We start from the raw sequence: 25,324 nt of genomic DNA on the forward strand, positions 1-25,324 counted from the left end.
AAATAATAGTTTTAGCTTCCCAAGTTACCCTTTACTTGAAGCCATTTGTCTAAAAAAACCTTCACGAAGCTGACGAGGTTGTCCATAGCAGAGGCCCTTTCACTTGCACTTATACAATATCGATTTTCATTATCCATAATTAATATTTTTTGCGGATTATCGCTAATTGCGCGAACAGTGAGGCAGTTGGCATTTAATAATTCACAGGTTGCAATGATCGCATAATCTTCCATAGCCACAGCTTTAGAGCCAGTTTTTAAAATATCTCTTATGAGGGTCTTACTTTCAGGGTAGGTATTTGTTGTCGCAATTCTCCCCAAAAAAACGGAAAAATTTTTAAACGAAGGGAAAGTCTTAACAAACTCTATAATTTCACTTTTTGGCTTTAACAACGGGGAATACACCAGACCTGTATTGGGGTTTACTCTGTTAACGCGCTCGATACTCATATCTAGATGTTGAACTTGATACACTTCACTTCCTACAACGACATCTCCATATTTTAACTGCGGTGTCAATTTACCTGCGATCCCTACAAATAAAATAAACTTAGGATGATAGGTACTAATTAACAGTGTATTCGTTGCTGCCGCATAGACTTCACCTATTCCTGTACTGGTTAGCAATACCGGATATCCCTTAAAGCGACCACAATAATAAGTGATTCCCTCTTTTTGGAATTTTTGATAAGGAGCAATGATTGTCAATAATCGGGAGCATTCGGATACTGTAGCCGTTTCTATTACAAAAACAGGTTTTCCAAGGCAAGCATCACTCTGTGCATTTCCTGATGATGACCAAAAAATCACTATCAATGTGACAATGAGTGACTTTTCAAACAATGCACGTCTAAAAGACATACCCAAACCTTGACAAAATTTATTCATGGTGTATTAATGAATAGCATAACATAAGGCATAAATTCTTTTTTACAAGGTGAGTCACTCCCCTTTCTTTCCTGATTATTGAAGCATGTTTGGATTGAATGGTTGTCCATTAATTATCAATTGTTGATTTTCTAATTTGAAGATTAAGACATAATCACTACCCTCAACCTTCAAAAATCCTTTGCTCGTTAACGCTTGCAACATTTTGTCAACTTGCATCTGCGCTTCGGCCTGGGTATCAGTAACTGCTGATACAGGATTAGCTACAGCACCCGGGACAACTGCAGGCTGATTATTTGTTGCTGGTGTATTTTTGCTATCGAGATCACTCTTCGTTGAAGCGATCAAGAGTTGTCTTACTGTTGCTATAGGAGCCCTGAACTGACCTTCACCTTGCATTTTTTGCACAATTTGATTTGGGTCATTAACATTATTAGGAAGTGATAGTTTAAAATTACCCAGAACTTTACCCTCTGGCAGATTTAAAGCCAGTTCAGATAACTCCATGACAGGTCCTCTGGAGAGGAGTTTTGGTAATTGTGCAAGTATTCCGGCGGTAGCCGCATCAGAGTTACCATTTTCTTGAAGCATATTTGAACTTTGCTGCATTATGTTAGCCATAGCTGCTGAATCTAAATTTTTAATGTTTAATTTTAAGCGACCTGGTCCATAAGATTGGGCATTAGCATATAAATTTTGCATAGAGACATCCCAATCAAAATACAAAGCATCATCTGGCGCATCTGAATCTAACATAAAGCTAAAATCTTTAAGCTCAAATAGCTTTTGCCCTGCTTGATTTAATAAAACAAAAGGGATTTTAAATTTAGATTGTCCTAACCATAGCCAATTCTGATGACGTTTATATTTAAATTTATGACCGACATTGTCTATCTTTAGAACAGTATTATTACCTGAACCGTCTAAACCATATAATTTTAGATTGCCCTCAACATCATTAAGATTCGTTGAAACCTTAAACAAGGTATCTAATCCCTTCCAATTCAATTGATATTCACCCCCAGCCTGAGGTCCTGGATTGACTCGAATAGCAAATGAGGGCAGAGAATAATTTGCAATCATTTTATTCAGATAATTTATAAATATCTGATAGTGGGTTTCTGGTTTAGTGGTGATAAGACCTAGTCCAAAGCGGATGCCATTCTCTGAACATATAATGGGTCCATGCTTAATAAGAATAGGAAGATCTATATTCATATCCACTGGAGGATCAAGTCGGGCAGCCCCATTTTTATCAGTGACTTGTTGAGCCGGCACATGAATTTTAAGCTTCAGAACTGCTTGTGAAGAAAAAAAACCGCGCCGATATTTTTCGAGCTGAACGCTCATGAACGGCGAGTCAGGGATTGAATTAATATTTTTGGTAAAGGTGCTTTTAATCATAAACCCCATGGCATAAAAAGCAACAAGAATAAGCACCGCTAAAACGACGAAAAAACCAATCCATTTTTTCATGAAAACCCTAGGTGAGGTCCATCTATCATATTATTTAAGTCTGAAAAATCTATTTTGTAAATCAAAAACCTATTTATTTTATCTGGAGAGTAAAAAATCGCATAAACTGCTGTAAAGTCAGTGGCCTAGAAAACAAATAACCTTGAATATAATCCACATTTCTATCTTTTAAGTACTCAAATTGAGTTTTCTTTTCAACTCCCTCAGCAACAAGTTTTAAATTCAAACTTTTTGCCATATCAATAATATGATCTGTGACACTACTTGTTGCCGCTTCCATGCCTAAACTGTCAATAAATGATTTATCTATTTTCAATATATCCATGGGTAAATTTTGCAAATAAGATAGACTTGAAAATCCAGTACCAAAATCATCAACCACTACGATATAACCCAGTTGCCGTGCTCGTTGAATGATTTTTTTAGCTTTCTCCATTTCAAGGAAGGTTCGTTCAGTGAGTTCTATCCAAATTTGATTGCGCATTATCTTGCTTTTCATCATCTTAGACTCCAATAACTCAACAATTCTTCCGGTTTGGATGTCTTCAACTGCGACATTAATCGCAACGTGCAAATCGCGATGTTGTACAAGGAATTTTTCCAATTCTGTAAAAATTTTATTTATAATTTTGTCAGTTATGGGGGAAATCAGCCCTGCTTCTTCGGCATAACGGATGAATAAATCTGGTCGTACAATTTGACCATTAGGACGTTGCCATCGAATTAAAGCCTCAGCACCACAACATTTACCAGAGGCTGTATGAATAATCGGTTGGTAATGCACAATAAACTCGTCATTGCGCAAAGCTTCTTGCAACTCAGCACGGAAAGATAATCGTTTTAAGGAATAATAAATCACTAACCCGATAATAAAAACAGCCGTTATAAACCCGAAGGGTAGCAAAATTAATTGCAGGCTCTTATAACGCTCATATACCAAAACTTCAGGCTCTGTAGCAATAAAATAAAAGGGGCCCAACTGAGTTATAGATACCATCTTTTGATCAATAAAAAATGTGTTTAGCTGTACAAGTTTCTCTACTGGCTTCAGACGGGTTACTCCATTGGAAATTTCAGTATATTTCTTCAAATCATCCCGAGGTATTCGACTTAAAATATTCTTAAGTAACGTAGGATTTATAGTGTTTCGTTGTGTGATTATTTTTCCACTATAAACAATAGCAAGCCAGGTTTCATTTGGAACAATAATGTCGGAAAATCGCTTAGAATCAACATAAATATCATAATTTCCGCTCTTGCGAAAAGCCACAGAAGCTATGGAAATATCCGGCGATTGATTTTTATTAACCGCGAACTCTAAGCCATCAGATAGAATAAAATCAGTTTGATACCGCGGCATGTTTGTAGTCAAAATGCCATAGTTATTACAACGAATACCATTTTCAAAATACGCAATCGACTTAACATCCATTTTTGAGGTCACAAGTTCTGCCATCCATTGGATATGGTCATCAGAACAAGGCCTCGCGACAGGATGCTCTTGTAATAAGACTAATAATTTGCGAGCTTCATTTAGAGTATACTGCGCCCGTATTAACATCCGACTACTGAATTCATATAAAGTTTGACGTTCTTCATTAAGTGCTTGAGTCCAAGCTAAATAAAGAGCACCTAACATCGGGAGGATAGCACCTATAGCACCCAGCAAAATTGCTATGATAATTATCCTTATACGCCGCATTCCTCTCTCCATGGACTTAGGCACTTAACTACATAATTGAGGTACTAACCTATTTATTCTGGCACAGAAACGTTAAATAATATAATTATTAGCAACTGATTGTCGGATTTCTACCCATATGGGCATGTTGCAAAAGCCATTTGCTAAATCGTTTTCAGCTAATTATGATTAGGTTTGCTCGATAAAGGATCTACGAAATATGGAATTATCTACATTACAAAGGGATTGTTTTCTTAACAACGGCTATCTAATCCTTGACAATTTTTTCACACAAACCGTCTGTGAAACACTGATGGAACGGATGCATTTTTTAATAGAAGAACATCGAGAAGACATACCGTTTATGATGTTTTCTACCCAAACTAATGAACATGTGCGTACTGATTATTTTCTAAATTCAGGGGATAAAATTCGTTTCTTTTTTGAACCGCATGCCTTTGATGAGAGCGGTAATCTCCTTTATCCTCTTGAAAAATCATTAAACAAGGTAGGGCATGCGTTACACGAACTGGATCCTGTTTTTCGTCATTATTCAAGGGATGTACGCCTTAAACAAATTAGTCAGCAATTAGGTTTTGAAAAACCTAGTCCCATCCAATCCATGTATATTTTTAAACAACCCAATATTGGCGCAGAAGTCACTTGTCACCAAGATGCAACTTACTTGCATGCCAAGGATGATCATGTTCTAGGGTTTTGGTTTGCACTAGAAGATGCTAATCAAGAAAACGGCTGTTTAGAAGTTATTCCGAACTCGTTTTCCACACCTGTTACCAAGCGAATGATTCGCAAGGAAAACACCATTTATTTTGAAGAATATCAACAACAAACCTGGGAAGAAAATGATTGTATCCCTCTTGAAGTAAAACAAGGGAGCTTAATCCTATTGAGCGGACGGTTACCTCATAAAAGCAATGCCAATCAATCCAATAAATCACGTCATGCCTACACTTTACATACAATTGACTCTTCCACAGCTTATCCAGCCACGAATTGGCTACGTTGGCCTAACGGACTGCCGAATTGGTAAACAGAGGAATATACATGGCTTTTGCAAGAAACATTCTTTGGCTTGTGATTTTCTTATTGAGTGGATGGGGTGTTCAAAATGTCCAAGCGGAAGAAACTGATCAATTTACTCTCCCACCCGGCGAACTAGTAGATATCGGGCCGCTCATGAGTCATAGAATTTTCGACATTCTCGAAAAAGCCATGAATCAAACAAATTTAGAAATACAGCAGCTTGAAGCAAAAGCGAAAGACAGCCGCAGAGTCGCATCCCAATTGGCTCTACGGCGAACTGATGCCTATATCATTGAGTTAATCTACAAGGAAGTTGGTATTGGACTTCCTGAATCGACTCTTGAACGATGGGTGCATTGGGGACGTTTTCCTAAAGAACTGCAACCCATGCGATATACTGCAATTTGGCCCTGGAAAACCGTGTATTGGCTTGTAATCTCCCAGTTTCCGGGAACTCTTTTTTTGCTTTCGCCAACCATTAATATGTATGGACATTATTTTGGTACCGATAAAATTGGTCATTTTTTTCAGCAGGGCAGAGGATATTACAAAGTTTATATGCGTCATCTGGCACGTGGTAAGTCGCCTGAGCAAGCACACACAGCCATGGTTATACGTGGCCAACGTCAAGAAGATGGCCTTTACGGAACAATGATTAATGGTATCTACTCGAATGGTGACTTATCGGCAAATTATGCAGGATGGAAGTTCTATATGAATTTGGCTCATCCAGTTAAAATTGGTAATCAACTGCTCCCCCCTATCATTGTCTTAAATGGAAACAAATGGGAATTTGCTCAAAAAATAGACAAAGATACTTTATTAAAACCCTACATTAACGATAACCTGAATGAGGCATGGAATCCCTGTCATTATTTCTTTATGCGAAGTCAGATCCGCAGAAATATTAAAAAACGCTGCACGGAATGGATTCAACGCACCGGCCTCACTCGTACAAAGGTCCAGAAAAAACTTATTGAGACCAGTCTTTGGATGGGTGAAGACTACGGACACTGGCTTCCAATTAAAGATGCAGTAACGCTTGATGTCTGTTTTAGTGGCTAGTAAGACTAGAATATTGACCCACACTTGCTAAGTAATTACATTTGAAATGTCTTTACCACCATTTCACGACACGGAATCCGATGAAAAATCATTATTCCATTCATATCATTACCTTGCTATTTCTTCTCTTTGCCTCTAGCACTAATTGGGCCGAGAACACATCGTATACCACCCCACAGCAATTTATGAATCTCTATTTTGACTTTACTGGTAAAGACGAAGCAGACTTTCCAAAAAGCAAACTCACTATCCCTGACTATCTGATTAAGTCAGAACAAACAAAGCCCTCGGACGACATTTATAATGGTCCTTTAATATTACTTCTTGATTCCTCGATGTATATCTACGATCAAAATAGAAAATTGGTGTACGCTAAACTCCTGCGAACAAATCGTTCTTCAGGTTTTTTTGAAATGACTGCGGTCTCTCATGTAGGTCCGGCGTTATCCTATCTTGCCAAGATAAAGCAAAATGGTGATTCTTCGTGGAAAGTTGCGATGGCCAATCTGCTTAATGATATTAAACAAGTAAAGCACTTAAACGGAAAAACTGAAGATAATTGGCTTGATAGAGCAAATATTAAGGCTTGGCAACCTCATAAACAACAGATAAGAGCCATGGTTGATTATGCCATGTCAATGTCAAGTAATTACATTTTATCCGTACAGAAAGGCGCACCCTTTGATTTAAATACTGTGCAACAGAATTTTTTAAATGGCAATAAAGACTACTCTATCCCTTACGACTCAGTCATGGTGGCGACATTCATGCTAACAGTAATTCAAAGCATGAGTGAGATTCATGATGAAATTGATAAGCTCCATCTTGATTGGCCCCATGCGATGATAGTCGTGCACAATGTGGCGGGTAGTAACGTCTCTGCGGGTCTAACCCAAGGTACTAACTGGATGATTTCTTTTTTACAAGCATTATCCAATCATCGAACTCCTGATAACAGAATTTTAATCGCTCCCTATGCCAAGGTGCAGTCTGATATCGGTAAAGCCCTTCTGTCAGAAACGAGTTATCAGTATTATGCTTATGCGGTTTGGGGAGGCGCTTACAACCGTAGCAAAATATCTAAAGACGTGTTTACTAATTTGGAAACAATTTACCTGCCTGAGCGCCCTACTATTCCAGGTGATTATGGATATAGCAAAGCGTCAGATATCAACGATTTTTTAGTTCGTCTCAAATATTCTTTGCTTTCCCCTAAAGAAATGCTTTCTAACACGGTAGGATTTTGGGTTGCTGGAGAAATGCTTAACAAAAATTGGGACATCACTAAGATTGAAATTCCGGGACTCACTACTGGCTTCCCCGCAGGGATAAAGCAGTATCCAACTAAAAATCCAGTAATAGGCCATTAATCTCATTCACCAAGAGTAGGTTTTTTTCTTAAAATCTTAACAGCACCTTGTTTAGATTTTTCATCCAAAATCTTCTGCTTGGCTCGTCTTGAACGTCTTTTCTTTTGGCGTTTAATTTTTTCAAGCTTTTGCTGTTCTTTTGATTGCTCATCACTCAAGAGAGAATGCAGTTTCTCGCACAGTCGTTCCCTTGCAAAATATCGATTATCTTCCCGACTTCTGGATTCCTGACACTTTATTTCCATACCAGAGGGTGTATGTTTCAAATAAACCGTTGATGCAGTTTTATGCAACTTCTGTCCACCTTTGCCGCTTCCAATAATAAATTTTTCAGTTAAATCAACCTCATTAATACCCAGTTTCGCCATTAAATCCGTCAGTTTTTCCCATTTATCTTTATTAATCATAGTGATAGTACTTACTTATAATTATTATTTATAGCATGAATCCACACAGGCCTTATGTGTGGATTCACTTTATGCTTGGCGATTCTAATTATCCAGAACAATCCGATAACGCGCCTTGCCTGCCCGTAAGTGCTCAAGTGCTTTATTAACATCCTTCATTGCAAAATGTTCTGTCAGCGGCTGAATATTATGTCGCACACAAAATTCAAGCATATCCTGAATAGTTGCAGGGCTTCCAAGGGGTGAACCTGATAAACTGCGTTGACCAAATATTAGTGAAAACGGTGGGACAGCAATTGGATCAGGAACAGCACCCACTGTATGCAATCGTCCGCGAGGAGCGAGCGCATTGGCATAAGTCGGCCAATCAAGATTTGCATTCGCGGTGTTGAGTATTAAATCAAACCTACCCGTTAATTTTTGTAGGGCTTTATTGTCATTGGTATTGACAACATAATGCGCACCCATTTGCTTAGCTTCCGCTTCTTTGGAGGCTGAAGAAGAAAACGCAGTCACTTCACAACCCCATTTATTAAGAAATTGCAGTGCCATATGACCAAGGCCACCAATACCAATCACACCTACCCGTTGGGTTGGGCGAATATCAAATTGGACAATTGGATTAAAAACTGTAATTCCCCCGCATAGCAGAGGACCTGCATTCTTGGCATTCAATTCATCAGGTAATGCCATAGCCCATAAAGCATTGCAACGTACAATATTTGCAAATCCCCCATGTCTCCCTACAATAGTTTGTTCTGCTGTACTGCAAAGATTATGGTCACCGCGAAGACAGCTATGGCAATACATACAACTTCCGCTAAACCATCCAAGACCCACTCGTTGGCCAATCTTTAAGGTATTAACATATTCCCCTTTAGCCATGACAGTACCCACGACTTCATGCCCAGGTACAAAAGGATACCTACTAAAACCCCATTCATTGTTTATCATAGAGAGATCTGAATGACAAATACCACACGACTCTACCTTTATATCCACCTGTTCTGGACTAATTTCTCCTAAGGTATAATCAAAAGGTAAAAGTTGACCGGATTTTTCCTGGGTTGCATAAGCATGAACAGTTGTCATAGAAATCTTCCTTGAATTAGTCTTAATAAACTGTGTAACACTTACTTAAAATAAGACTGGCATAGCCTATGACAGCTGTCAAACCTAACTCAATATCATTGAGTTGTAGACATCCTCTATACTATTCTATTGATTCTTGATACAACTCACTTCCTCTGGCTCTTCGTTCACTGCAATGCCAGCCAAAATTCGGGGTGAGTTCTTTTGATCAGGTGTAAAGAAAAATAGCTCTTTTGATAAACGGTAAGTTGTTGCCTTACGTGCTCTATTGAATGCTTGCACGGTTGGGAAAAACATCTCGGGCGGTTCAAAATCGAAAGAACCTAAACGTCTAGCAATTGAAGGATATGCCGGATTAGTTTTGTAATGCCACAAGATATAATCGCTCAATGGAGTAGGTCGCTGATATCATCAATCAGTATTGCACTTTTCCCAAAATAGAACTGATTAAACTATTTAAATTGACTTTATTTAATTATTTGGTTGGTAATGAAGACATGCATTTGAAAAATTTTTCTATCATTACAAAAAATCAAAAAAACTATTTATCGCCTGCTTATGATTTACTTAATACAACCATCGCTATGACCAATCCTAAGGAAGAATTGGCATTGCCTTTGAAAGGAAAGAAAAATAATCTTACTAAAAAAGACTTTCTCACTTACTTTGCTGTTGAGCGATTAAAATTAAATCAGAAAATTATAGATGAGATGATCGATAATTTTTTACAAATAACTCCTTCCTGGTATTTATCCATAGATAACAGTTTCCTATCAAAAGAAATGAAACAAAAATACAAAAATTTACTACAAGAACGACTGGATAAGCTGTTCACTTAAGGCACAAGACATGTTCATTGACACACCTAATGATAAATATAACTTAATTAAAATTAAGCTAAGTCAACTAAAAAGGATTCTCTTATGACTGGCATGGGAGTAAAGAATCTAAGCACTCCTGATGAGCTTCGTGAACTAGCCAAAACTCAAATTAAAGTGGTGAATCCTGAAGGCGTTACGGTTATGCGCGCCACCTTTCAACCGGATGGAATCCATTGAGATTACTCGTATCAAAACTATGAAAGTGTTAACGATAGAGAATAAAGACCTCCTGTAGAACATCGCTCTATTGGCGAGAAATTCTTGCAAGCTACCGCAAATATATTATCAGCAATCTTCAGAACTGAATGGAAATATCGCTCTCACGGAGAAGCGTTAAGCAATGCCATTGAAACATTTCCAGCAATTCATTATTAGCTTACTGTAATCCTAACTACAACCAAACGGGTACGTACTTGTATTCGTTGGTGATTGAATATAATGTAATATCAATTATTTCATGGAGAGAAATATGAAGCTGGAACAACGAGTTAGGATTTTAAAACCTGCCTTGATTCTTATCGGTTTGGTATTTATTTTTGGAATTTATCCCTTAACAGTTTATTGGCCAGCAGGATGGGCGTGGCACTTAATTGGTAATTCACTCTATTTGCAGATGATACTCGGAATTTATGCAACCTTAGGGGTATTTTTAATCCTGGCAGCCCGAAATCCTTTAGAGCATCTTAGCCTTATTTGGTTTACAGTTTGGTCAAGTATCGTTCACGGTGGCATTATGGCTGTTCAAGCAATTTACTACCCTAAGCATATAGGCCATCTTCTGGGTGATGTACCTGCACTGATTATATGCGCCTTAATTCTTGGAATATTGACGCCAAGAGCAAAACAATTGAAGCATGCCCAATAAAACACTAAAAATTATTTTTCGGCTCGTATCAAATGGATAGATAGGTTAAACCAATACTCACCAGAAAATTTTTCTTTGCATTCTTTTTCGTAGGTATTTACCAAGGCCTCATTGAGAGTATTGATGTCATCATGCGATATTTGGCCTTGAAAAAAAGCAATACCGTTAACAAATTTACGAAAAATATCCAAAGAAGGTAAAAGAATTTCGTGATTTAGCCGCTCAAATTTGAGGTGTTTAAAGGGAAGCACCTGTATTTTGTGTTCCAGGTTTTGGAAATATCGGTAATCAACTGGTGGTTTAAAATTGTTGAGGCAGGGAAATCTCCCAGACTCTTGTAAGCGATAATAGCTTGTAATAAAAGGATCATCACCCGAAGGAAAAAGAGCGAATACTTTGCCACCAGTTTTCAAAGCTCTATGAATATTGAGGAACGCTTCTTCTATAGCAAATGCACACCATTGTAAACACCAAAATGAAACGATATAGTCAAATTGATTGGTAAATGGCATGGTCAATACGTCTGCTTGTTGCAATTTAGCATTTGGATAAACAGCAAATTCTTGTTTCGCTAATGCCAACATACTCTCTGAAGCATCTATCCCTAAAAAATGACCGTGCGGGATTTTATCTAGAATCTTTAGGCTGAATGCCCCGTTGCCACATCCAATATCTAAAACAGAATCTGTGGGTTTAATTTCCAAATATTTTAAATAATTATCTGCAATACTTGCTTGAATATATGAACCAATCGCATAGTTATTAGCTGGCCATTCTTGTGGTGGCATCTTAATATTCCCTTATTACTCGTAGAAATACTGTACTTCTACTTACTTAATGCGTCTAGTCGCCTAGATTGTTAATTGAACGCGTACCAAAACCCGGTTGTCGCTTTGCGTCAACCAGGCTACAGGCTTTGTAGGTTAAATCAGACGACCCAATCTACATTTTTTTATGCAGTCTTTTGTTTAGTGCAAATAGTCTGACCAATAGTCGATTTACGAGATTAGTCCATTGGCCAATAAGATTGCCTTTTTTATCTATCTTTTTAACCGAAACACCAATTTCGTCAGCTTGTTTGTCATTTTTGAAAGCTAGCGATAACGAATGGTTCTGAGATTGGTAAATACCAGTGCCAGAATAAGAGGTTCCGTCACTACAAGTGGCAGTAAGCGCATAGGTATTGCCTGTTTTTTTGATAGTTTCATTACATGTAAATGGGGTTTTTCCATCCATTTGAACACCTTTACAGGCATAATTTCCCTCAATAGCCGCGTGATTAGCAAAAACAAACGTGCTGGCACAAGCCAAAATGGCAGTAACCATATACTTTATCATTTTTATTTCCGTTTCATTTAAAAAATTCTCAAAGATTCTATTTAAACAGAAATAGGATTTGAAATAATCTCGTTACAAAACCATATCAAGTTTTTATACCGTCTATATAAACAATCGATTTTACTAAGAATGGTCAAATTTTTATTATTTGCAAATGACCAATTAACTACCATTCTGAATCAAATGAAAACTAAAACAGAACCGGAAGATAACAACTTCTTTGATAATTTACCTAATGAAACAATGAATATTATTGTTAAAGCTCTAGACGATGAGCCCATCGCGCAACGAAACTTCAATCTTAGCTGTCGGTTCTTTTATAACAATTATAATGAGCAGTGGTTCATGCAACAATTAATTAATGCTGTGGTTAGCGGTAACCAGGATAAGGCCCAAAAAATACTTCAACATTATCCTCAGTGGATGATTGAAAAAATAAACACAATAAATGACCTTTCCGGCAGAAGTTTTCATAACCTCTCCCTTTGGCAATACACTTTGTGGGCTCTCGATGTTCGTTATATGGCTCCCATGATGCTTCAATCTTTACCCCAAAATGCACAAGGAGAAAAGATTCGATTGCAATTGGATAAGCAATTTGAAGCAGTGGAAGTCGATGGCGTCACTTATGAGTTAGCCGGTAACACTTATTATGAGACCGAATATGATTTTGATGTTATTTGGGCACTACTGAAATACATCGCCGATAAAAATAAAGATGTAAAAACCTGTAGTTTAATAGGCCAAGCACAACGACTAGTACCTGCTCATGTAGCTCAACATTTTTGCAATTCTGAAGAACCCTTTCAATCCACTTCATCCTTTAAAAAAGAACAATTCAAGCGCACTCTGAGATTTTATAATTCTATATCAGAAAAATTTGAACATTGGTTTTCATCTCAGTTAGGTCTTTCTTTCGCGATAGTAGGAGGAACGCCGCTGGGTGCTGTGGCATACCCAATTATTTCTAAAAGAACAGCAGAAAATGAATTAGAGGCTTTACGCACCTTAAGAAAAAGGCGTACAAAAGATTTGATAATCCTTAAAAAACAATTGCAAAATCCAATTGAAAAGCAAGAGTCAGACTTGGGTATAAAGCCAGCTTAAATTGGTAATATGATTTCTTTGCAAATACTTCTACCAAACAAGATTTAATCATCATCAAGATTATCTAAAAATTCTCCATAGGGTTCACCATTTTTATGGGTGAACGCCATTCCCCATTAATGTCAAAACTTGCCACTAAATCATTATTCGGATAACTCACCCTATCTCCTTCAGTCCGATCGCCAATTTCCAAATAAACAACAGAGGCTGATGTTCGATTGACTAATTGATGGGCTAAACCATCTGGCGTAAATCCAGCACACATTCCTGGCTGTAATTGAATCTCATCCATATCGGTTACCAACGTGGGATGTCCCTCCAGAATAAAAATAAATTCTTCTTGTAAAGAATGCCGGTGAAGCAAGCTAGATTGAGCACCTGGCAAAAGTCGAGCTAAGCTTATACCAAATTTTTTTATTCCAAAAAGATCACCTAGCGGATGTTTTTCTCGACCAGTCATCATCGAAGGAAAGGGTTCTGGATAAACAGAAGGTTTTGTGCGTGCTGGCGCATTTGTTGCCATAATTGGACAATTGTCTTTATTCATATCGTATTCCTTACTTAGCTTATAAGCGTTAAGGATAAGGGTATGAATTGGCGAGATCTAGTCATGTTGCACTAATAAACTATACTCGCCTGGTGAGATTGCTTTCTGTATGAAGCGCTATGCGATTAAACTTCATCCTTAAATAATTAAAACCTTAGCCGCCCTGGGATTGGCCTTTACCCAATTAGCCACATACTCGATATAGTTATTTTTGCCAACAGCAATGCATCCACGCGTAGAGCCTGGTAAGTTGCTTAACCAACTAAACACATGAGCAGATTGAGTTGGACCATGAATCCCTACATCTCTACCGGTATAACCTGCAGCTCTTTGTTTTGAAGTCGGATAAAGAATTGGAATAAAGACTTTAAATTGATTGGATTTTCTGGGATACGCTAATCCATATAAACCAATTGGAGTTTTATTATCACCCGCTCGTTTTTTACCAACACCCTTGAATCCGAGAGCGACTTTAAAGGTCTTAACGACAGTACCATGGTTACAAATATTTAAAATTCGCTTTTGAGTGTGTACATTGATTCCGCTTGATAAAGGACAAGTCGCACTACTGGCGAATAAAGCGACAGGAAGAAAAATAGAGACCATTAAAAAAATTGCTTTTATTTTCATACAAGTAGACTAAAATTACTTAGATTGGTTAATAATTATTCCATAATATTCACTTTATTCATAGCGTTGGCAGGATAAATCTCTTACCAACAACCATGAGGAGAAAGCTTAAGTGGGGCTAACTCTTTGATTTTCAATAGCGCTTGTCTCTTAATTTGCGGCAAGAATTGCTAGGCTAAAAAGCCCAGCAAATATAGCTTGGAGCAAATCTGGAAGACCGGAACCTCGTTTCACGTAGGCTATTTAACTAGACCAATATACATAAGTTTTATTGTCTTGGTTTGTATCTGATTCAATACACTCTAAAGCTTTTTCGCTTGCTTTTCCTAGATGACAGTCAGTGCGATTGTCTTTGTACTTAGTTGGAAGTTCATCCCAATCTTTTTTTATTTTTTCCAGGAAGAGTATTAGCTTTTCAAGTTTCTCTGGATTCAGAGCATTGTTAAATTGTTTAATATTCACAGCGATTTTTTCTTTTCCAAGCTCACTTGAAGAGTCAACCAAAAACATCATGTCCTCCCTCGCATTTATTCCAATGCTGGAAAGTTTATTTTTAAGCTTTTCTATCGCTGTAGACGCATTGATTGGATCCTTCGGAAAATATGCTGGTGATAAAATTTGAGCTGTTTTAGTCGTCCATTCTTTTGGATTCCAACTTAGCGCATGAAATACATGTTTTAAGGTTTCCATGTTTAATATCACTTTGTTTTCTTCCATTTGAGATTTGGAACGCACTTCTGATTTCTGCTCTTCTTTAAGCCTTGCTATTTTTTATGGATCAGTCACTAGCGGTGTTTTAAATTGATGACTATTTTCTTTTAAATATTCGTTGATATTAACTACTACAACTGCGCACGAATCTACTATTGGAACTGGCCTGAAGAGAGCTGAATGGGTGAGGGCCTGTTCATCATGAGGAACGTATATCAGTCGGTGATTAACCTTTTGAGCCTTGTCAACAAAACTAATTGCAAAATAATAACCTTTGTCATCTCCTTGTTTTTTTAGGTTCAGGGAAGACTCTCTTATTAAATAAGCTCCTAAGGGCTTGTCTTTTAGCTCAATCTCAGCATTTTGCTTTGTAATTTTATCATTAAAACTATCTAGCGCTTTCACTTTATAATATTCTTGCATAATGCCTCCGGTTTTTGTGCCCTACCTCCACTTATTATTGTCCAATAAATAATTAACAATGACACTCATGAACAACTCAATTTATAAAGTACCCTCGACTACCTGCAAGACCGGAATCCGGGTTCACTTCGACAAATTATTACTAGACACCAAAACATAAAGAATCTATTTGGTTTTTTGTGATAAAAATAGCAGGGGATTAAAGTTGGCGCTAAAGGTGTCTAATCTTATAGACCAGCACTAGGGAGAATGGTGGGCCGTATAGGATTCGAACCTATGACACAGAGGTTAAAAGCCTCCTGCTCTACCGACTGAGCTAACGGCCCTAAAGAGGCTGGAATGATACCCGATCAAAGTAAAATTTCAAGCGTTTTTTTGCCTTTTATTTTTCTTTGCCCGGTTTGAGTTTTGTGGATCTTTCCCTGCAGAGCTCTTTGGAGCGTATCTATATCACAATTCCAACCCTGGTTCGAAGCCAATTTTTCAATATTAATTAGTTATAAATCAATAAATTGCGATGTCACGTTTTATGATAATCGTTTATATAAGGTTATGGAAGGGCTCATAAAAGACCAACGTGGGATAAATATAAGGACGGATGGATAATACTGTAGACTCCAGCTTGGACAGGATACATTAAGGACAACATTGCCTGGATTTCCAAAGCATTCATTGTGAAACATTAGGTTGGGGGTTTTTCGCCCAACCTATTGTAGCCATAAAAATTGTCATTTCTTATAAAAGAGCGGAATCTGCTTTTTATCACCAGCGGCCCCAACCTCTACGAAAGCCCCAGCCACCCCAACCTCCCCAACCACCGCGCCAGCCAGAATAGAAAAAACGATTGGGGTAGTAACGAGGCTGATAATAATATCTACTAGGATAATAGTAACTACTAGGGTAATAAGTGGAATAATAAGGCCCCGAAGAAGAAGCTGTAGTGACATAACAGCCACTTAAAAACAATGTAGGTACAAACACTAATACTGCAATTATTAGTTTTTTCATGATCACTCCCTTAATCAAGACTTGCACGTTAATTATACTATATGGGTATTTTTTAATCAAAGCCTGCGTGTTTCCAGTTCCGACTTTGTTGTGCTTATCAAATAAAGTGGGTTTTGAAATAACTAAGAAATTTTAGAAAAACAGTTATGAAATAAATAAGTCTGCCTCTCAAATCGATAAAAAAAATTTATTAGCGCCTTAGAAAAGGGGTTGCGTTATACTCACCTAACTCATTGTGCGCAGGGCTTATTAAGAATAAGCAGCAAACGTTATGACAAATCCGGGGCAGTAAACGATTTTTTACAACACAATAAATAGCTAAGTAGCTGATTTAAATGGCGCGCTCGGAGGGACTCGAAGCCCCGACACCTTGGTTCGAAGCCCAGTAATTGTAAATTAACTTATTGAATTTATTATATAATTAACTGTCGCCACCCACTACAATTGCAGTACAGTGCATAACCACACTGTACTGATCCCCACAAAATCCCCACAATCAAAATTATAAGTAATCATTTCCTGGGTTCAATTCATTTAATTTTTGAAAAATCTGAAGTGAACTTCTTCAACTTTAAAAAGACAAAATTAAAGAAACCAAGTAATACAGAGAAATTTAATTATAAATCACTTTAATAGAATTGTTTTTTCATATAAATTACTTCTTTATTTTAAGTATATTTACTCTATGAAAAAAGATAAAATCATTCAAGAATTTAAAAACTTCTCTGAATATATAATGCCTGCTTGTCAGCCTTTATCTTATTTGGGCATACATATGTTTAGTCTGTTGATTAATTATGATAGTGGAGCGCAGGTCAATTTATCTAATATCCCTCAATGGATTATCGATTATTATGAGCTTGATTTATTTAAAAGTAGTAATTACGAAAGGTGCCCTCAGCAATTTACAACAGGGTATAATATATGGCCTAAAAACTCAGATAAACCTGTTTTTCAACATGGACTTATGAATTATGATAGTGCTATTGGGATGACCTTTTGTGTAAGAAAGGAAGACCAGACGGAGTTTTATTTTTTTTCCGGATCTAAAAAAAGCAAATTACTTGTAGATACTATGGTGAATAACTTGGATTTTTTTGAACAATTTTCTCTTGATATTTACAAAAAAAATGAGCTGTTAATTAATAATTTAAAAGCACATAACTTTCAAAGGCCTGGTCAGGTCTTTCTCAATGAAACATCAGATGATCTTTATTTATTTGCAGAAACAAATAAATACTTTGAAGAAATATTAGCTTTTTTAAGAGCCCAACATAAACTCAAAATGTGTTCTAAAAATCAATCAAGAATAAAATTAACTCCGCGTCAAAACGATATTTTATATTTATCACTGCAAGGTCTCACATCAAAAGAAATAGCAAGAGTATTGAACATCTCTTATAAAACTGTTCAACGTCATTTTGAATTGCTTCGTTCTAAAACGGGGCTAAAAAATAAGCAAGAACTAATTTTCTCTCTGATAGAAAACTTAAACATAGGCAGTGGGCCAAAAAATCAATAAAGACAAAACATGACATGTACTCAATTTCATTATATTTTACAGTTTTTATAGTCATTTTCAGATCTAAGTTTTTCAAATTATACTTCCCCACAGGATACTATGCCAACTGTTCCAATAGGGTATGACCTCGAATTAATGTACTGTTTTTTTCTTATAAATAACTAGCAAATTTCTGCCAGACCGATTGAACCTGCTTGATTAATACGCTCCCAAATTGTTCCCACCGACCTTTGGTTGATGTCAACGCTCTTAAATGCAGAACCATTGGAATACCCTGATTTTCCGGTTCATTCCTGATTCGCAGAGACGTTGTTTAATAAGAGTCTTGCAAGTCGCTTCGGTAACCCCCTAGCCGAAGGCAAATTGTTCGTTTGATAAAAGTTATAATCCATTCGTTGCCTTTGATTTTTAAAATAGATAATTGCACTTTTTAGTTTGTCAACAAGCCCCTGTTTTTGTCTCTTGGGCAGCATGTTGCGCATTTCACTAAGTAATTGTGAGGCTGCATTAAACTCGTGTTTTAATCGGTGGCAGGCTAAATCGAGCGAAAATTTTCCGCAGTGAAGTATGGATTGGTTGCATGGCATGAGAAGCTTCTGCAAGATATTCATTTGCATGAAAAAAATCGAGCACTTGATATTGGGTATGGCGCTCTAAAAAATCGCAATTCACTCGTGCACCATGAGCAATACCTACATAGGTTGCATTAGGGTATTGTGATTTAATGCACTACACCTCTCGCTCAAGACGCTCCAAAAAGTTCGCCTTGCCATATTGCGATGGCTGCCCTAAATAAATAGTGTGTAGCCGCTCTCCAATCTTATTATACAAGGTAATTGTTCCTGTCTTGGCTTCTCGCCAAACTTCATTGACCATGAGCACACAAGTACCATCAAGACTCACAGATATCGTGCTAACGACGTCCTCAATTTTAGGGGTTTCATACATCCAGTCCGCCTCTACAGCCTGAGCAATCGAGCCCACCACATCCACAATATTTTGTAGAAAAGAACGGGCTACTGGACGGCCATGATTGGTTTTAAAATCATCTATGACCTCTTGTGCACTGAGTTGTCCGTATTTACTAGAACTTGCTTGGCTAAGCATCACGTTGAGCTAATGATAGTTCGCGCACGTTCATCTAGAGGACAGTAGTTTTTTCCTCCAGATGAGGTTTGATAAACGTAACGCTCAAATGAACGGCACCATAAGGTGTCTCATAATATTTTCCGACATTCCCCTTGCTCGTCCATCAGAACATTGCCTATTTGAATAGCTGTCCCAGTTGTATCAAACCACCTTAATGCCTCCGCTGTTGCAAAACTACCCACCTCATTGACTGCGGATTGAATGGCCTCCCCATTCAGCATGGAACCATCAAGTTTAACCCCATACTTTCAACACTAATTCATCACCATTTACAGCCATCACTTCAGTCATATCAATTACTACAAATCCGTTTTAAAATCGCGATAATATAACAGCTGATTGGGTAACCAAGTTAGAGTTCTCGCTATGGGGTGTTCCATGAATAAACAGATAAATGGATTCTTGGATGAAGCAAGGATAGAAATAAAGTATGAAACGCTGGGATCTAACTTAACGAATGAAATGGATGTAGCTTACTTTCGGTCTCAGGATTATACTCTTAATCCTATGCCAAACCAACGCAGTCTCGATCCCTGTAAACAGTGTCTCATGCAGGTATTACAGGAAAGTCGCCTGCGCTTATCCGGTAAAAAAACTCGTATTGGTTCAATTGATAAGAGTTTCCATTTTTTAGGCATCCAATATCCAAAGACGCAACCTTTAGATAACACACAATGACACAGGCTATTGTAAATGTTCTAACGAGGATTAAGCTGAGAAAAACGAATCCAAACTGGGGGGTAGAGACAATTTCATGCTGGGATGAGCATGTGGCGGCTTACGACGACGAGCTTCTTTATCGACATGCTGTCAATTCGGTCAAATCTGAGACACTTGATGATGATTATCTGGCGTCATCTGGTCTTCAAGTTGCGATTTGAGCTCGATAAAATCGTCTGTTCTTACTTTACATAATACCCTCACGGCATCCAAATTGGTGCGAACAGCAAGCGGGGCGCGCCCCGCACCCCCAGCACCCCGCTCCCCCACGACCTTATATATTGCAAAATCAACCGACAACTTAGAATCAACACTAAACCAATTTTCATACTTTGTAGTCTCGGCAGTCCAATTATAGAATTGTTTCGATGATTTTGGCTGTGAGGTAAACTTAGGCACAGGATAAAACGGCTCACTAGAGCAGTATTCATCAACAATATGCATAGGTAGTCTTTTTTGTGCGCCACCAACACCTTCTCGCCACTGCTTATCTATGACCTGCCAATTTTTAGCTCCTGGCGCGTTGATTGAATCTACTTGCGTTTGCAGCTCTTTAATGAGGGTATTTTCGAAATCAAAATGCTTTTCAGTGATTGTTTTTTTTCTATTAAGCCTATAAGTGACACCAATGGTGTTGACTTTGTGGTATTGAGCAATCAATTGTGCAAATACCTTTTTGCCTTCTTCATTACTTGGGATGCACTCAATCATTGCTACCCACATGTGTTTATCTAGGGCCCACAGTGCGTATTCAAAGCCACTTATGTTCTCAAACTCTCTGCCAGAACAATCCGTAACGATGCCCCTTTTAAAAATTAAATTTATGTCCTGCTTTAACATAACTTTAACAACATCATGTTCCCCGCGTATCACATGATGCAATAATTTACGAATATCAATCACCGGCTTAAACAAAGCCAAATGATATTTTGATGTCCGAGCGAAGTTTACTAAATCACGGTTTGATAAATTTTGAGCGGTTTCAATTTTAAGTTCTGGTGATAATTCATTAAACTTCTCGAATTTGGATTGCATACTTTCACCTTAACTCTATCAGCTTGGGGTAATTTAAAAAGTGAATTATACGTGAATTAATTGAAAATAGAAAAATCTATGTGATTTTAAATTGACCATAAGAAGAGAGTGCTCAGAAATATTCTTACATTAATGCGAGATCACATCCTTGTAATAAAAACAATTAAACAACAAGAATACAAATTTTTCATCGTTATCGAGAGAGCTTAGTGCAAGATAGAACAGCATTGGCAAATCCGATACGCGATTATTTAAGATAAACAGGCGCTTTGCACTACGTTTGCTTTTTTAAAAACAGTCAAAATCGCAGATTATAAAAAGCATTTATAAAAAAATGAAAAAGAACTTACCCTAGTTTTGCAAGTAATAATTTATGGAAAAATGGTAAAAACTACTTTGTAAATACCTGAGGTCTCGATTGGATCAAGTGTTCGTCGGAGCGATAAGGAGACTGAGTGCGAATATCATCAAGGCTCGATTGCATTTTAAATGAGGCGCTCATGAATAGCCGGATATACGTATGCCATGCTTTATTTTCTAATAGCTGGAAACTAGCGAAAACAGATAAGTTCATATAGGCTATGGTCGATCAATAAAAATCCAAATCATTCTTTTTTAAAACATGAGGCAGCTTTGCTGCCTCTAAAGAAAAGGGATAAAGCGACTAAGAGGTAAAAGTCCGGACACACCGAACACGTTGAACGCCGATCTTACTACCCAAACCAAGGTCACCCAGGGGGGCGCCCACGGCCCAAGCGGCGACGTCGAGGCCCTGCGACGAACTCCAGTAGTAGGGCGGGGACGAAAATCCGCCAAAGTTACAAGGAGTTGTGCGATTGGAACACAATACGCTAAGAACTGTGGAAAGCTCATTTCTCGCAGGAAGATACCAGTCTGAATGGATGGCTCGGCACCTTAGGGCCGCACAATCAGTAGTTGCATTAAACAAGCGGCATCAACGGCAATAGCATTAGTATTCACAAAGCCATCATCCAGGCTTGTCGCGCCGGCTATATTTGAAGGAACAGCTGTCCATTCGCTGATAAAACCTTGCGCGACATCAATAACGACCTTTCCACTGCCCGCGTTTTCTTGAAACACCAATCCTCCAAGATAAGAGAAAGCAATTAAGGTCGTGGGGCTGTTGGCAGTGTTGTTGCCGCTGACGGTAATCGTGCACGGTGCATAAGGGGAGTTGGAAGTCAGTTCCAACATGCAACTGCCCCCAGGGGCCACACTGGTGCAATTGCTGTCGTCAAAAGATAGATTAGGGCAGTCTGCCTTATTGCTGACTGTAATTGCATTCGCATTCATGACACTGCCCGCATCGTTAGTGATTTCTAATGACAACGGTGTTATTGAAGATACCGTAACGACCCGGTTTTGCTGTACAGGGTTTGTGATGCTTATCTGTGGCTGACTGGTCACCATCACATCGACACTCACCGTGTTGGTATTATCCCCGGTGATGAGAATAGTCGTTGGTCCTTCTTGTATGCTTGAAGCAAAGGTAATCGTGCAGCTTGCTCCAATTGCAAGACTCGCACCACAGGTCGTGCTTTGCACGCTGATACTGCTGCCCCCCGGAATAGTTGCTACGACATTCTCTGCTGGAACTAGGGAGGCTACATCATTAGTCACGGTGACAATGCCTGTTGAATTTTCAGCAAACAGCAGTGTAGTCGGATTAACACTAATGGTAGCTATCGGTATGGACGTGACAGTCACCGCAACACTCGCGGTATTGGTGTTACTGCCGCTGATGTCAATGTTAGTTGGGCCTTCCGCTGCTGGGGCAGTAAAGGTAATTGTACAGCTTGCTCCAACTGCAAGACTCGCACCACAGGTCGTGCTTTGCACGCTGATGCTGCTGCCGCCCGGAATGGTTGCTACGACATTCTCTGCTGGAACTAGGGAGGCTACATCATTAGTCACGGTGACAATGCCTGTTGAATTTTCAGCAAACAGCAGTGTAGTCGGATTAACACTAATGGTAGCTATCGGTATGGACGTTACAGTCACCGCAACACTCGCGGTATTGGTGTTACTGCCGCTGATGCCAATGTTAGTTGGGCCTTCCGCTGCTGGGGCAGTAAAGGTAATTGTACAGCTTGCTCCAACTGCAAGACTCGCACCACAGGTCGTGCTTTGCATGCTGATGCTGCTGCCGCCCGGAATGGTTGCTACGACATTGTTTGCCGGCTGTGGCGAGCCCGTAGTGTTAGTTACAGTGACCATTCCATTATTTCCAGCAACAAAATTTAATGCAGAGGGGTTTACCGAAATCGTAGCGTCTGTGACGGGACCACGGGTAATGCGCAAAATATTGGTGCTACTTGGCCGATAACACTGATTCAGGTTCCCTTGTTGGCAAACCACAGGACCATCTGTTATCGGCCTTTTTAACTGACTGCCGTTTATCTGTAACGACAGAATGCAGGAATTCTTGCTCCTGAGAATAAATGGATTGCGGCAAACATTGAGGCCTGAGGTGATTTGCCTAATGCCTCGCATGGGCTGCATAGTTAATGTATGTGTTTTTCTGGACTGATTGGTCACTCTATATTGCACTATGGCTGTGCCATTGGCAGGCACTTTAATCTTGGTATCTGTCAGTGGTTCAAAGGTCCACAATGGAGCCCCTGCAAAAACTGTTGTAATCATGAATCCTAACCACAAGAAAGCCAGTATTCTCTTCAAAAAAATTGTGTTGCTGTATCGAAGCATGGCCTTTGTCCTTATGCGATGTAAGTGAGATTAAACAACACCCCATTGGTGTGGAGGTGATTAAGGGCTAACCCTGAATTCATGGTCTGCCCTAAAGCGCGACCCAGTTCGCTTTTACCCCAGTCAGCAAACTCATAACCAACCCCCAATTGCCAATGCTCGCTGATGGATTTTTGCAACCCAGCACCCAACGTATAGGTGAACGCGGTTTTTGTGTGGCTTGTAAAGTTGGAATTGGGTAAGGCTTCAAAAATCAAAGGCGCATTCGTAAAATCATGAGCGCGGTTAAACCCCACCCCAAGACTTGCGCTCACCCAGGGCATGACCCAGTAGCCTTTATCAAGCAACAGTTTGCCTTTTAGCGCTATGCGAGTGTTTCGTACTTTGTATTGGTAGCTGTAATTATCAAATTGAGGGTCGGCATCATCCCATATCACACCCTGAAGTTTGGCATTGCCAGTAGCTGCAGCTGCTAATCCCAGTTGCCCCAGCCATTGAGAAGCCAATGCTTTTTGTAGGCCAACAAACAGTTCACCCGAGGCAATGGCATTAGTCGATTTTCTGGCCGCATAGGTCTTTTCACTCTCTGGCGCCAAATAAAAAGTCTGTGTCTCACCGCCTCTTGCCCAAACGGGGCCCGCACTCACAGAACCAACCCAGGTCCAGTCTTTGGAGGGATAAACAGGGCCCATGGTGCCGGCAAAGGCTGTGCTTCCCAACACACTGGCTGTTGCTATAGAAAGAAATAAACGATACTTCATATGCGTTCCTTGCAAAGTAAAAACGAATTTATTATGTGAAAATAGTACGCAGTCAGCGGCAGTTGATTTGGAATAACTAGAAATTAAAGGCAAAAAACGACCCCCCCATACTCTTTTAAAAATGAGACAACCAATACAACCTCATTTTAAATTCTTTTAACAAACCCAGAATCGACTTCGCCATATTTCTTATAATGCACAATTTATATATAACCCATTACAACTTGACAACAAATGGGCAATTGTACCCAATTACATCGTAGCTTTTTCGGACTATGCTTTCTAAGCTGTTACTAATTAATTACTAATTTATAGGGACATACATCATGTTTAATTTACAAAGCGATTCTTACCCTTTTTATAGAAATTTAGGATTGACCTCTTTCTTCGGCAGTGAACCCCAAATATCATCAACTGGCTCAACACGCTCTGGTTTTCCAATTTCAAATGATTGGTCTTCAGCTGGAATGTGGCCGCTAAATAGTCGCTTTCAGTTCACTTATACAACCCCAAGAACAGACTTTGTGGAAGGAACTGACTCGTATGAGTTTTTCATGGACGTTCCCGGATGCTCTTCAGACCGACTTTTTATTACGTTCGATCGACTCACCTTAACAGTAAAAGGTCATCCTTCGCATTCTAACAGCGAAAACTTCAGTGAGGATCGAGAGAGACATCATGTCTGGTTTAGCGAACGCTCACGAACCGGTTTCTTTCGTCAATTTACTCTCCCCAGTGTAACTGCCAATCAACATGTATTAGCAACATTAAAAGATGGTTTATTGCATATCGTCATCAAAAAAGACCTATCCGAAGATAATGGACGCGTTGAAGTAACAACTTTGTAAATTAATCCATACATGAGGATCCTAAGTTAA

Annotated in this window: 27 protein-coding genes, 1 tRNA gene and 1 pseudogene; 10 read left to right on the forward strand and 19 right to left on the reverse strand. The window is 38.8% G+C overall.

Features of this window, described 5'->3' with window-relative positions; all coding sequences use genetic code 11:
* Positions 1 to 11 precede the first annotated feature (11 nt).
* The 3 genes from LHA_RS16175 to LHA_RS11930 form a co-directional block, all read right to left on the reverse strand.
* Entirely contained in the window at positions 12 to 860 is an 849-nt protein-coding gene (locus LHA_RS16175; RefSeq protein WP_052673711.1) for a 5'-methylthioadenosine/S-adenosylhomocysteine nucleosidase family protein, read from the reverse strand.
* A gap of 102 nt (positions 861 to 962) precedes the next feature.
* Positions 963 to 2,363, reverse strand: a complete 1,401-nt coding sequence (locus tag LHA_RS11925) for a YdgA family protein (RefSeq protein WP_045106747.1) — start codon at positions 2,361 to 2,363, stop codon at positions 963 to 965.
* Between the two features lie 73 nt (positions 2,364 to 2,436).
* Positions 2,437 to 4,065, reverse strand: a complete 1,629-nt coding sequence (locus tag LHA_RS11930) for an EAL domain-containing protein (protein ID WP_045106748.1) — start codon at positions 4,063 to 4,065, stop codon at positions 2,437 to 2,439.
* A 199-nt stretch (positions 4,066 to 4,264) separates the two neighbouring features.
* On the opposite strand from LHA_RS11930, the gene LHA_RS11935 reads away from it, so the two are divergent.
* The 3 genes from LHA_RS11935 (at position 4,265) to LHA_RS11945 (ending at position 7,523) form a co-directional block, all read left to right on the forward strand.
* Positions 4,265 to 5,095, forward strand: a complete 831-nt coding sequence (locus tag LHA_RS11935; RefSeq protein ID WP_045106749.1) for a phytanoyl-CoA dioxygenase family protein — start codon at positions 4,265 to 4,267, stop codon at positions 5,093 to 5,095.
* 14 nt (positions 5,096 to 5,109) lie between these two features.
* Positions 5,110 to 6,153 (forward strand): hypothetical protein, encoded by a 1,044-nt coding sequence (locus LHA_RS11940; RefSeq protein ID WP_045106750.1) that lies wholly within the window; start codon positions 5,110 to 5,112, stop codon positions 6,151 to 6,153.
* A gap of 80 nt (positions 6,154 to 6,233) precedes the next feature.
* On the forward strand, positions 6,234 to 7,523 hold the full coding sequence (locus tag LHA_RS11945) for a DUF5624 domain-containing protein (protein WP_045106751.1): 1,290 nt from the start codon (positions 6,234 to 6,236) through the stop codon (positions 7,521 to 7,523).
* 2 nt (positions 7,524 to 7,525) lie between these two features.
* Here the strand turns inward: LHA_RS11945 and LHA_RS11950 are convergent, their stop codons facing one another.
* The 3 genes from LHA_RS11950 to LHA_RS11960 all read right to left on the reverse strand — a co-directional run bounded on the left by LHA_RS11950 (position 7,526) and on the right by LHA_RS11960 (position 9,412).
* Complete coding sequence (locus LHA_RS11950) at positions 7,526 to 7,930, reverse strand: peptide chain release factor family protein (RefSeq protein WP_045106752.1); 405 nt, start codon at positions 7,928 to 7,930, stop codon at positions 7,526 to 7,528.
* An 84-nt stretch (positions 7,931 to 8,014) separates the two neighbouring features.
* On the reverse strand, positions 8,015 to 9,022 hold the full coding sequence (gene ahr / locus LHA_RS11955; RefSeq protein WP_045106753.1) for an NADPH-dependent aldehyde reductase Ahr: 1,008 nt from the start codon (positions 9,020 to 9,022) through the stop codon (positions 8,015 to 8,017).
* Between the two features lie 126 nt (positions 9,023 to 9,148).
* Entirely contained in the window at positions 9,149 to 9,412 is a 264-nt protein-coding gene (locus LHA_RS11960; RefSeq protein ID WP_156413544.1) for a hypothetical protein, read from the reverse strand.
* Between the two features lie 20 nt (positions 9,413 to 9,432).
* Here LHA_RS11960 and LHA_RS11965 point away from each other — a divergent pair, with 20 nt between their 5' ends.
* From LHA_RS11965 to LHA_RS11970, 3 genes are all read left to right on the forward strand, one after another.
* Entirely contained in the window at positions 9,433 to 9,861 is a 429-nt protein-coding gene (locus LHA_RS11965; protein WP_269447710.1) for a HipA domain-containing protein, read from the forward strand.
* A gap of 84 nt (positions 9,862 to 9,945) precedes the next feature.
* Positions 9,946 to 10,080, forward strand: a complete 135-nt coding sequence (locus LHA_RS17535; protein ID WP_256597167.1) for a cupin domain-containing protein — start codon at positions 9,946 to 9,948, stop codon at positions 10,078 to 10,080.
* A gap of 292 nt (positions 10,081 to 10,372) precedes the next feature.
* Positions 10,373 to 10,768 carry a DUF6632 domain-containing protein gene (locus LHA_RS11970; protein WP_045106755.1) on the forward strand — a complete coding sequence of 132 codons (396 nt, stop codon included), beginning with the start codon at positions 10,373 to 10,375 and terminating at the stop codon, positions 10,766 to 10,768.
* Positions 10,769 to 10,779: 11 nt separating this feature from the next.
* Here the strand turns inward: LHA_RS11970 and LHA_RS11975 are convergent, their stop codons facing one another.
* On the reverse strand, positions 10,780 to 11,556 hold the full coding sequence (locus LHA_RS11975; RefSeq protein ID WP_045106756.1) for a class I SAM-dependent methyltransferase: 777 nt from the start codon (positions 11,554 to 11,556) through the stop codon (positions 10,780 to 10,782).
* A gap of 154 nt (positions 11,557 to 11,710) precedes the next feature.
* The gene (locus LHA_RS11980; RefSeq protein ID WP_147292357.1) at positions 11,711 to 12,106 is read right to left on the reverse strand and encodes a hypothetical protein; all 396 of its coding nucleotides are present in this window, start codon (positions 12,104 to 12,106) and stop codon (positions 11,711 to 11,713) included.
* A gap of 183 nt (positions 12,107 to 12,289) precedes the next feature.
* Between LHA_RS11980 and LHA_RS11985 the strand changes: the two genes are divergently transcribed.
* A complete protein-coding gene (locus LHA_RS11985; protein ID WP_147292358.1) occupies positions 12,290 to 13,213 on the forward strand; it encodes a hypothetical protein in 924 nt (307 codons plus the stop codon).
* A gap of 64 nt (positions 13,214 to 13,277) precedes the next feature.
* On the opposite strand, the gene LHA_RS11990 is transcribed toward LHA_RS11985, so the two are convergent.
* The 6 genes from LHA_RS11990 to LHA_RS12015 form a co-directional block, all read right to left on the reverse strand.
* Complete coding sequence (locus LHA_RS11990; protein WP_269447699.1) at positions 13,278 to 13,760, reverse strand: cupin domain-containing protein; 483 nt, start codon at positions 13,758 to 13,760, stop codon at positions 13,278 to 13,280.
* Positions 13,761 to 13,898: 138 nt separating this feature from the next.
* A complete protein-coding gene (locus LHA_RS11995; RefSeq protein ID WP_045106759.1) occupies positions 13,899 to 14,390 on the reverse strand; it encodes a L,D-transpeptidase family protein in 492 nt (163 codons plus the stop codon).
* Positions 14,391 to 14,633: 243 nt separating this feature from the next.
* Entirely contained in the window at positions 14,634 to 15,080 is a 447-nt protein-coding gene (locus tag LHA_RS12000) for a hypothetical protein (RefSeq protein WP_156413543.1), read from the reverse strand.
* An 81-nt stretch (positions 15,081 to 15,161) separates the two neighbouring features.
* Positions 15,162 to 15,524, reverse strand: coding sequence for an SH2 domain-containing protein (locus LHA_RS12005; RefSeq protein ID WP_045106761.1), 363 nt, complete (start codon positions 15,522 to 15,524; stop codon positions 15,162 to 15,164).
* A 250-nt stretch (positions 15,525 to 15,774) separates the two neighbouring features.
* Positions 15,775 to 15,850, reverse strand: a tRNA-Lys gene (locus tag LHA_RS12010).
* 436 nt (positions 15,851 to 16,286) lie between these two features.
* Positions 16,287 to 16,532 carry a hypothetical protein gene (locus tag LHA_RS12015; RefSeq protein ID WP_082060346.1) on the reverse strand — a complete coding sequence of 82 codons (246 nt, stop codon included), beginning with the start codon at positions 16,530 to 16,532 and terminating at the stop codon, positions 16,287 to 16,289.
* A 685-nt stretch (positions 16,533 to 17,217) separates the two neighbouring features.
* On the opposite strand from LHA_RS12015, the gene LHA_RS16180 reads away from it, so the two are divergent.
* A complete protein-coding gene (locus LHA_RS16180) occupies positions 17,218 to 18,054 on the forward strand; it encodes a helix-turn-helix transcriptional regulator (RefSeq protein ID WP_052673713.1) in 837 nt (278 codons plus the stop codon).
* Between the two features lie 161 nt (positions 18,055 to 18,215).
* Here LHA_RS16180 and LHA_RS16635 read toward each other — a convergent pair.
* Positions 18,216 to 19,494: pseudogene (locus LHA_RS16635) on the reverse strand (ISKra4 family transposase).
* Positions 19,495 to 19,581: 87 nt separating this feature from the next.
* Between LHA_RS16635 and LHA_RS12035 the strand changes: the two are divergent.
* Positions 19,582 to 19,881, forward strand: coding sequence for a hypothetical protein (locus tag LHA_RS12035; RefSeq protein WP_045106763.1), 300 nt, complete (start codon positions 19,582 to 19,584; stop codon positions 19,879 to 19,881).
* A gap of 141 nt (positions 19,882 to 20,022) precedes the next feature.
* Here the strand turns inward: LHA_RS12035 and LHA_RS12040 are convergent, their stop codons facing one another.
* The 4 genes from LHA_RS12040 to LHA_RS12050 form a co-directional block, all read right to left on the reverse strand.
* Complete coding sequence (locus LHA_RS12040) at positions 20,023 to 20,958, reverse strand: hypothetical protein (protein WP_045106764.1); 936 nt, start codon at positions 20,956 to 20,958, stop codon at positions 20,023 to 20,025.
* A gap of 664 nt (positions 20,959 to 21,622) precedes the next feature.
* Positions 21,623 to 21,907, reverse strand: a complete 285-nt coding sequence (locus LHA_RS17365; RefSeq protein WP_231861912.1) for an Lcl domain-containing protein — start codon at positions 21,905 to 21,907, stop codon at positions 21,623 to 21,625.
* Complete coding sequence (locus LHA_RS16185; RefSeq protein ID WP_052673714.1) at positions 21,874 to 23,622, reverse strand: COG1361 family protein; 1,749 nt, start codon at positions 23,620 to 23,622, stop codon at positions 21,874 to 21,876. The genes LHA_RS17365 and LHA_RS16185 overlap by 34 nt, the downstream gene beginning before the upstream one ends.
* Positions 23,623 to 23,696: 74 nt before the next feature.
* Positions 23,697 to 24,446 carry an outer membrane protein gene (locus LHA_RS12050; RefSeq protein WP_045106765.1) on the reverse strand — a complete coding sequence of 250 codons (750 nt, stop codon included), beginning with the start codon at positions 24,444 to 24,446 and terminating at the stop codon, positions 23,697 to 23,699.
* A 326-nt stretch (positions 24,447 to 24,772) separates the two neighbouring features.
* Here LHA_RS12050 and LHA_RS12055 point away from each other — a divergent pair, with 326 nt between their 5' ends.
* Positions 24,773 to 25,294 carry an Hsp20/alpha crystallin family protein gene (locus LHA_RS12055; protein WP_045106766.1) on the forward strand — a complete coding sequence of 174 codons (522 nt, stop codon included), beginning with the start codon at positions 24,773 to 24,775 and terminating at the stop codon, positions 25,292 to 25,294.
* Positions 25,295 to 25,324: the final 30 nt, after the last annotated feature.

It is taken from the genome of Legionella hackeliae (genome assembly GCF_000953655.1).
GTDB lineage: Bacteria > Pseudomonadota > Gammaproteobacteria > Legionellales > Legionellaceae > Tatlockia > Tatlockia hackeliae.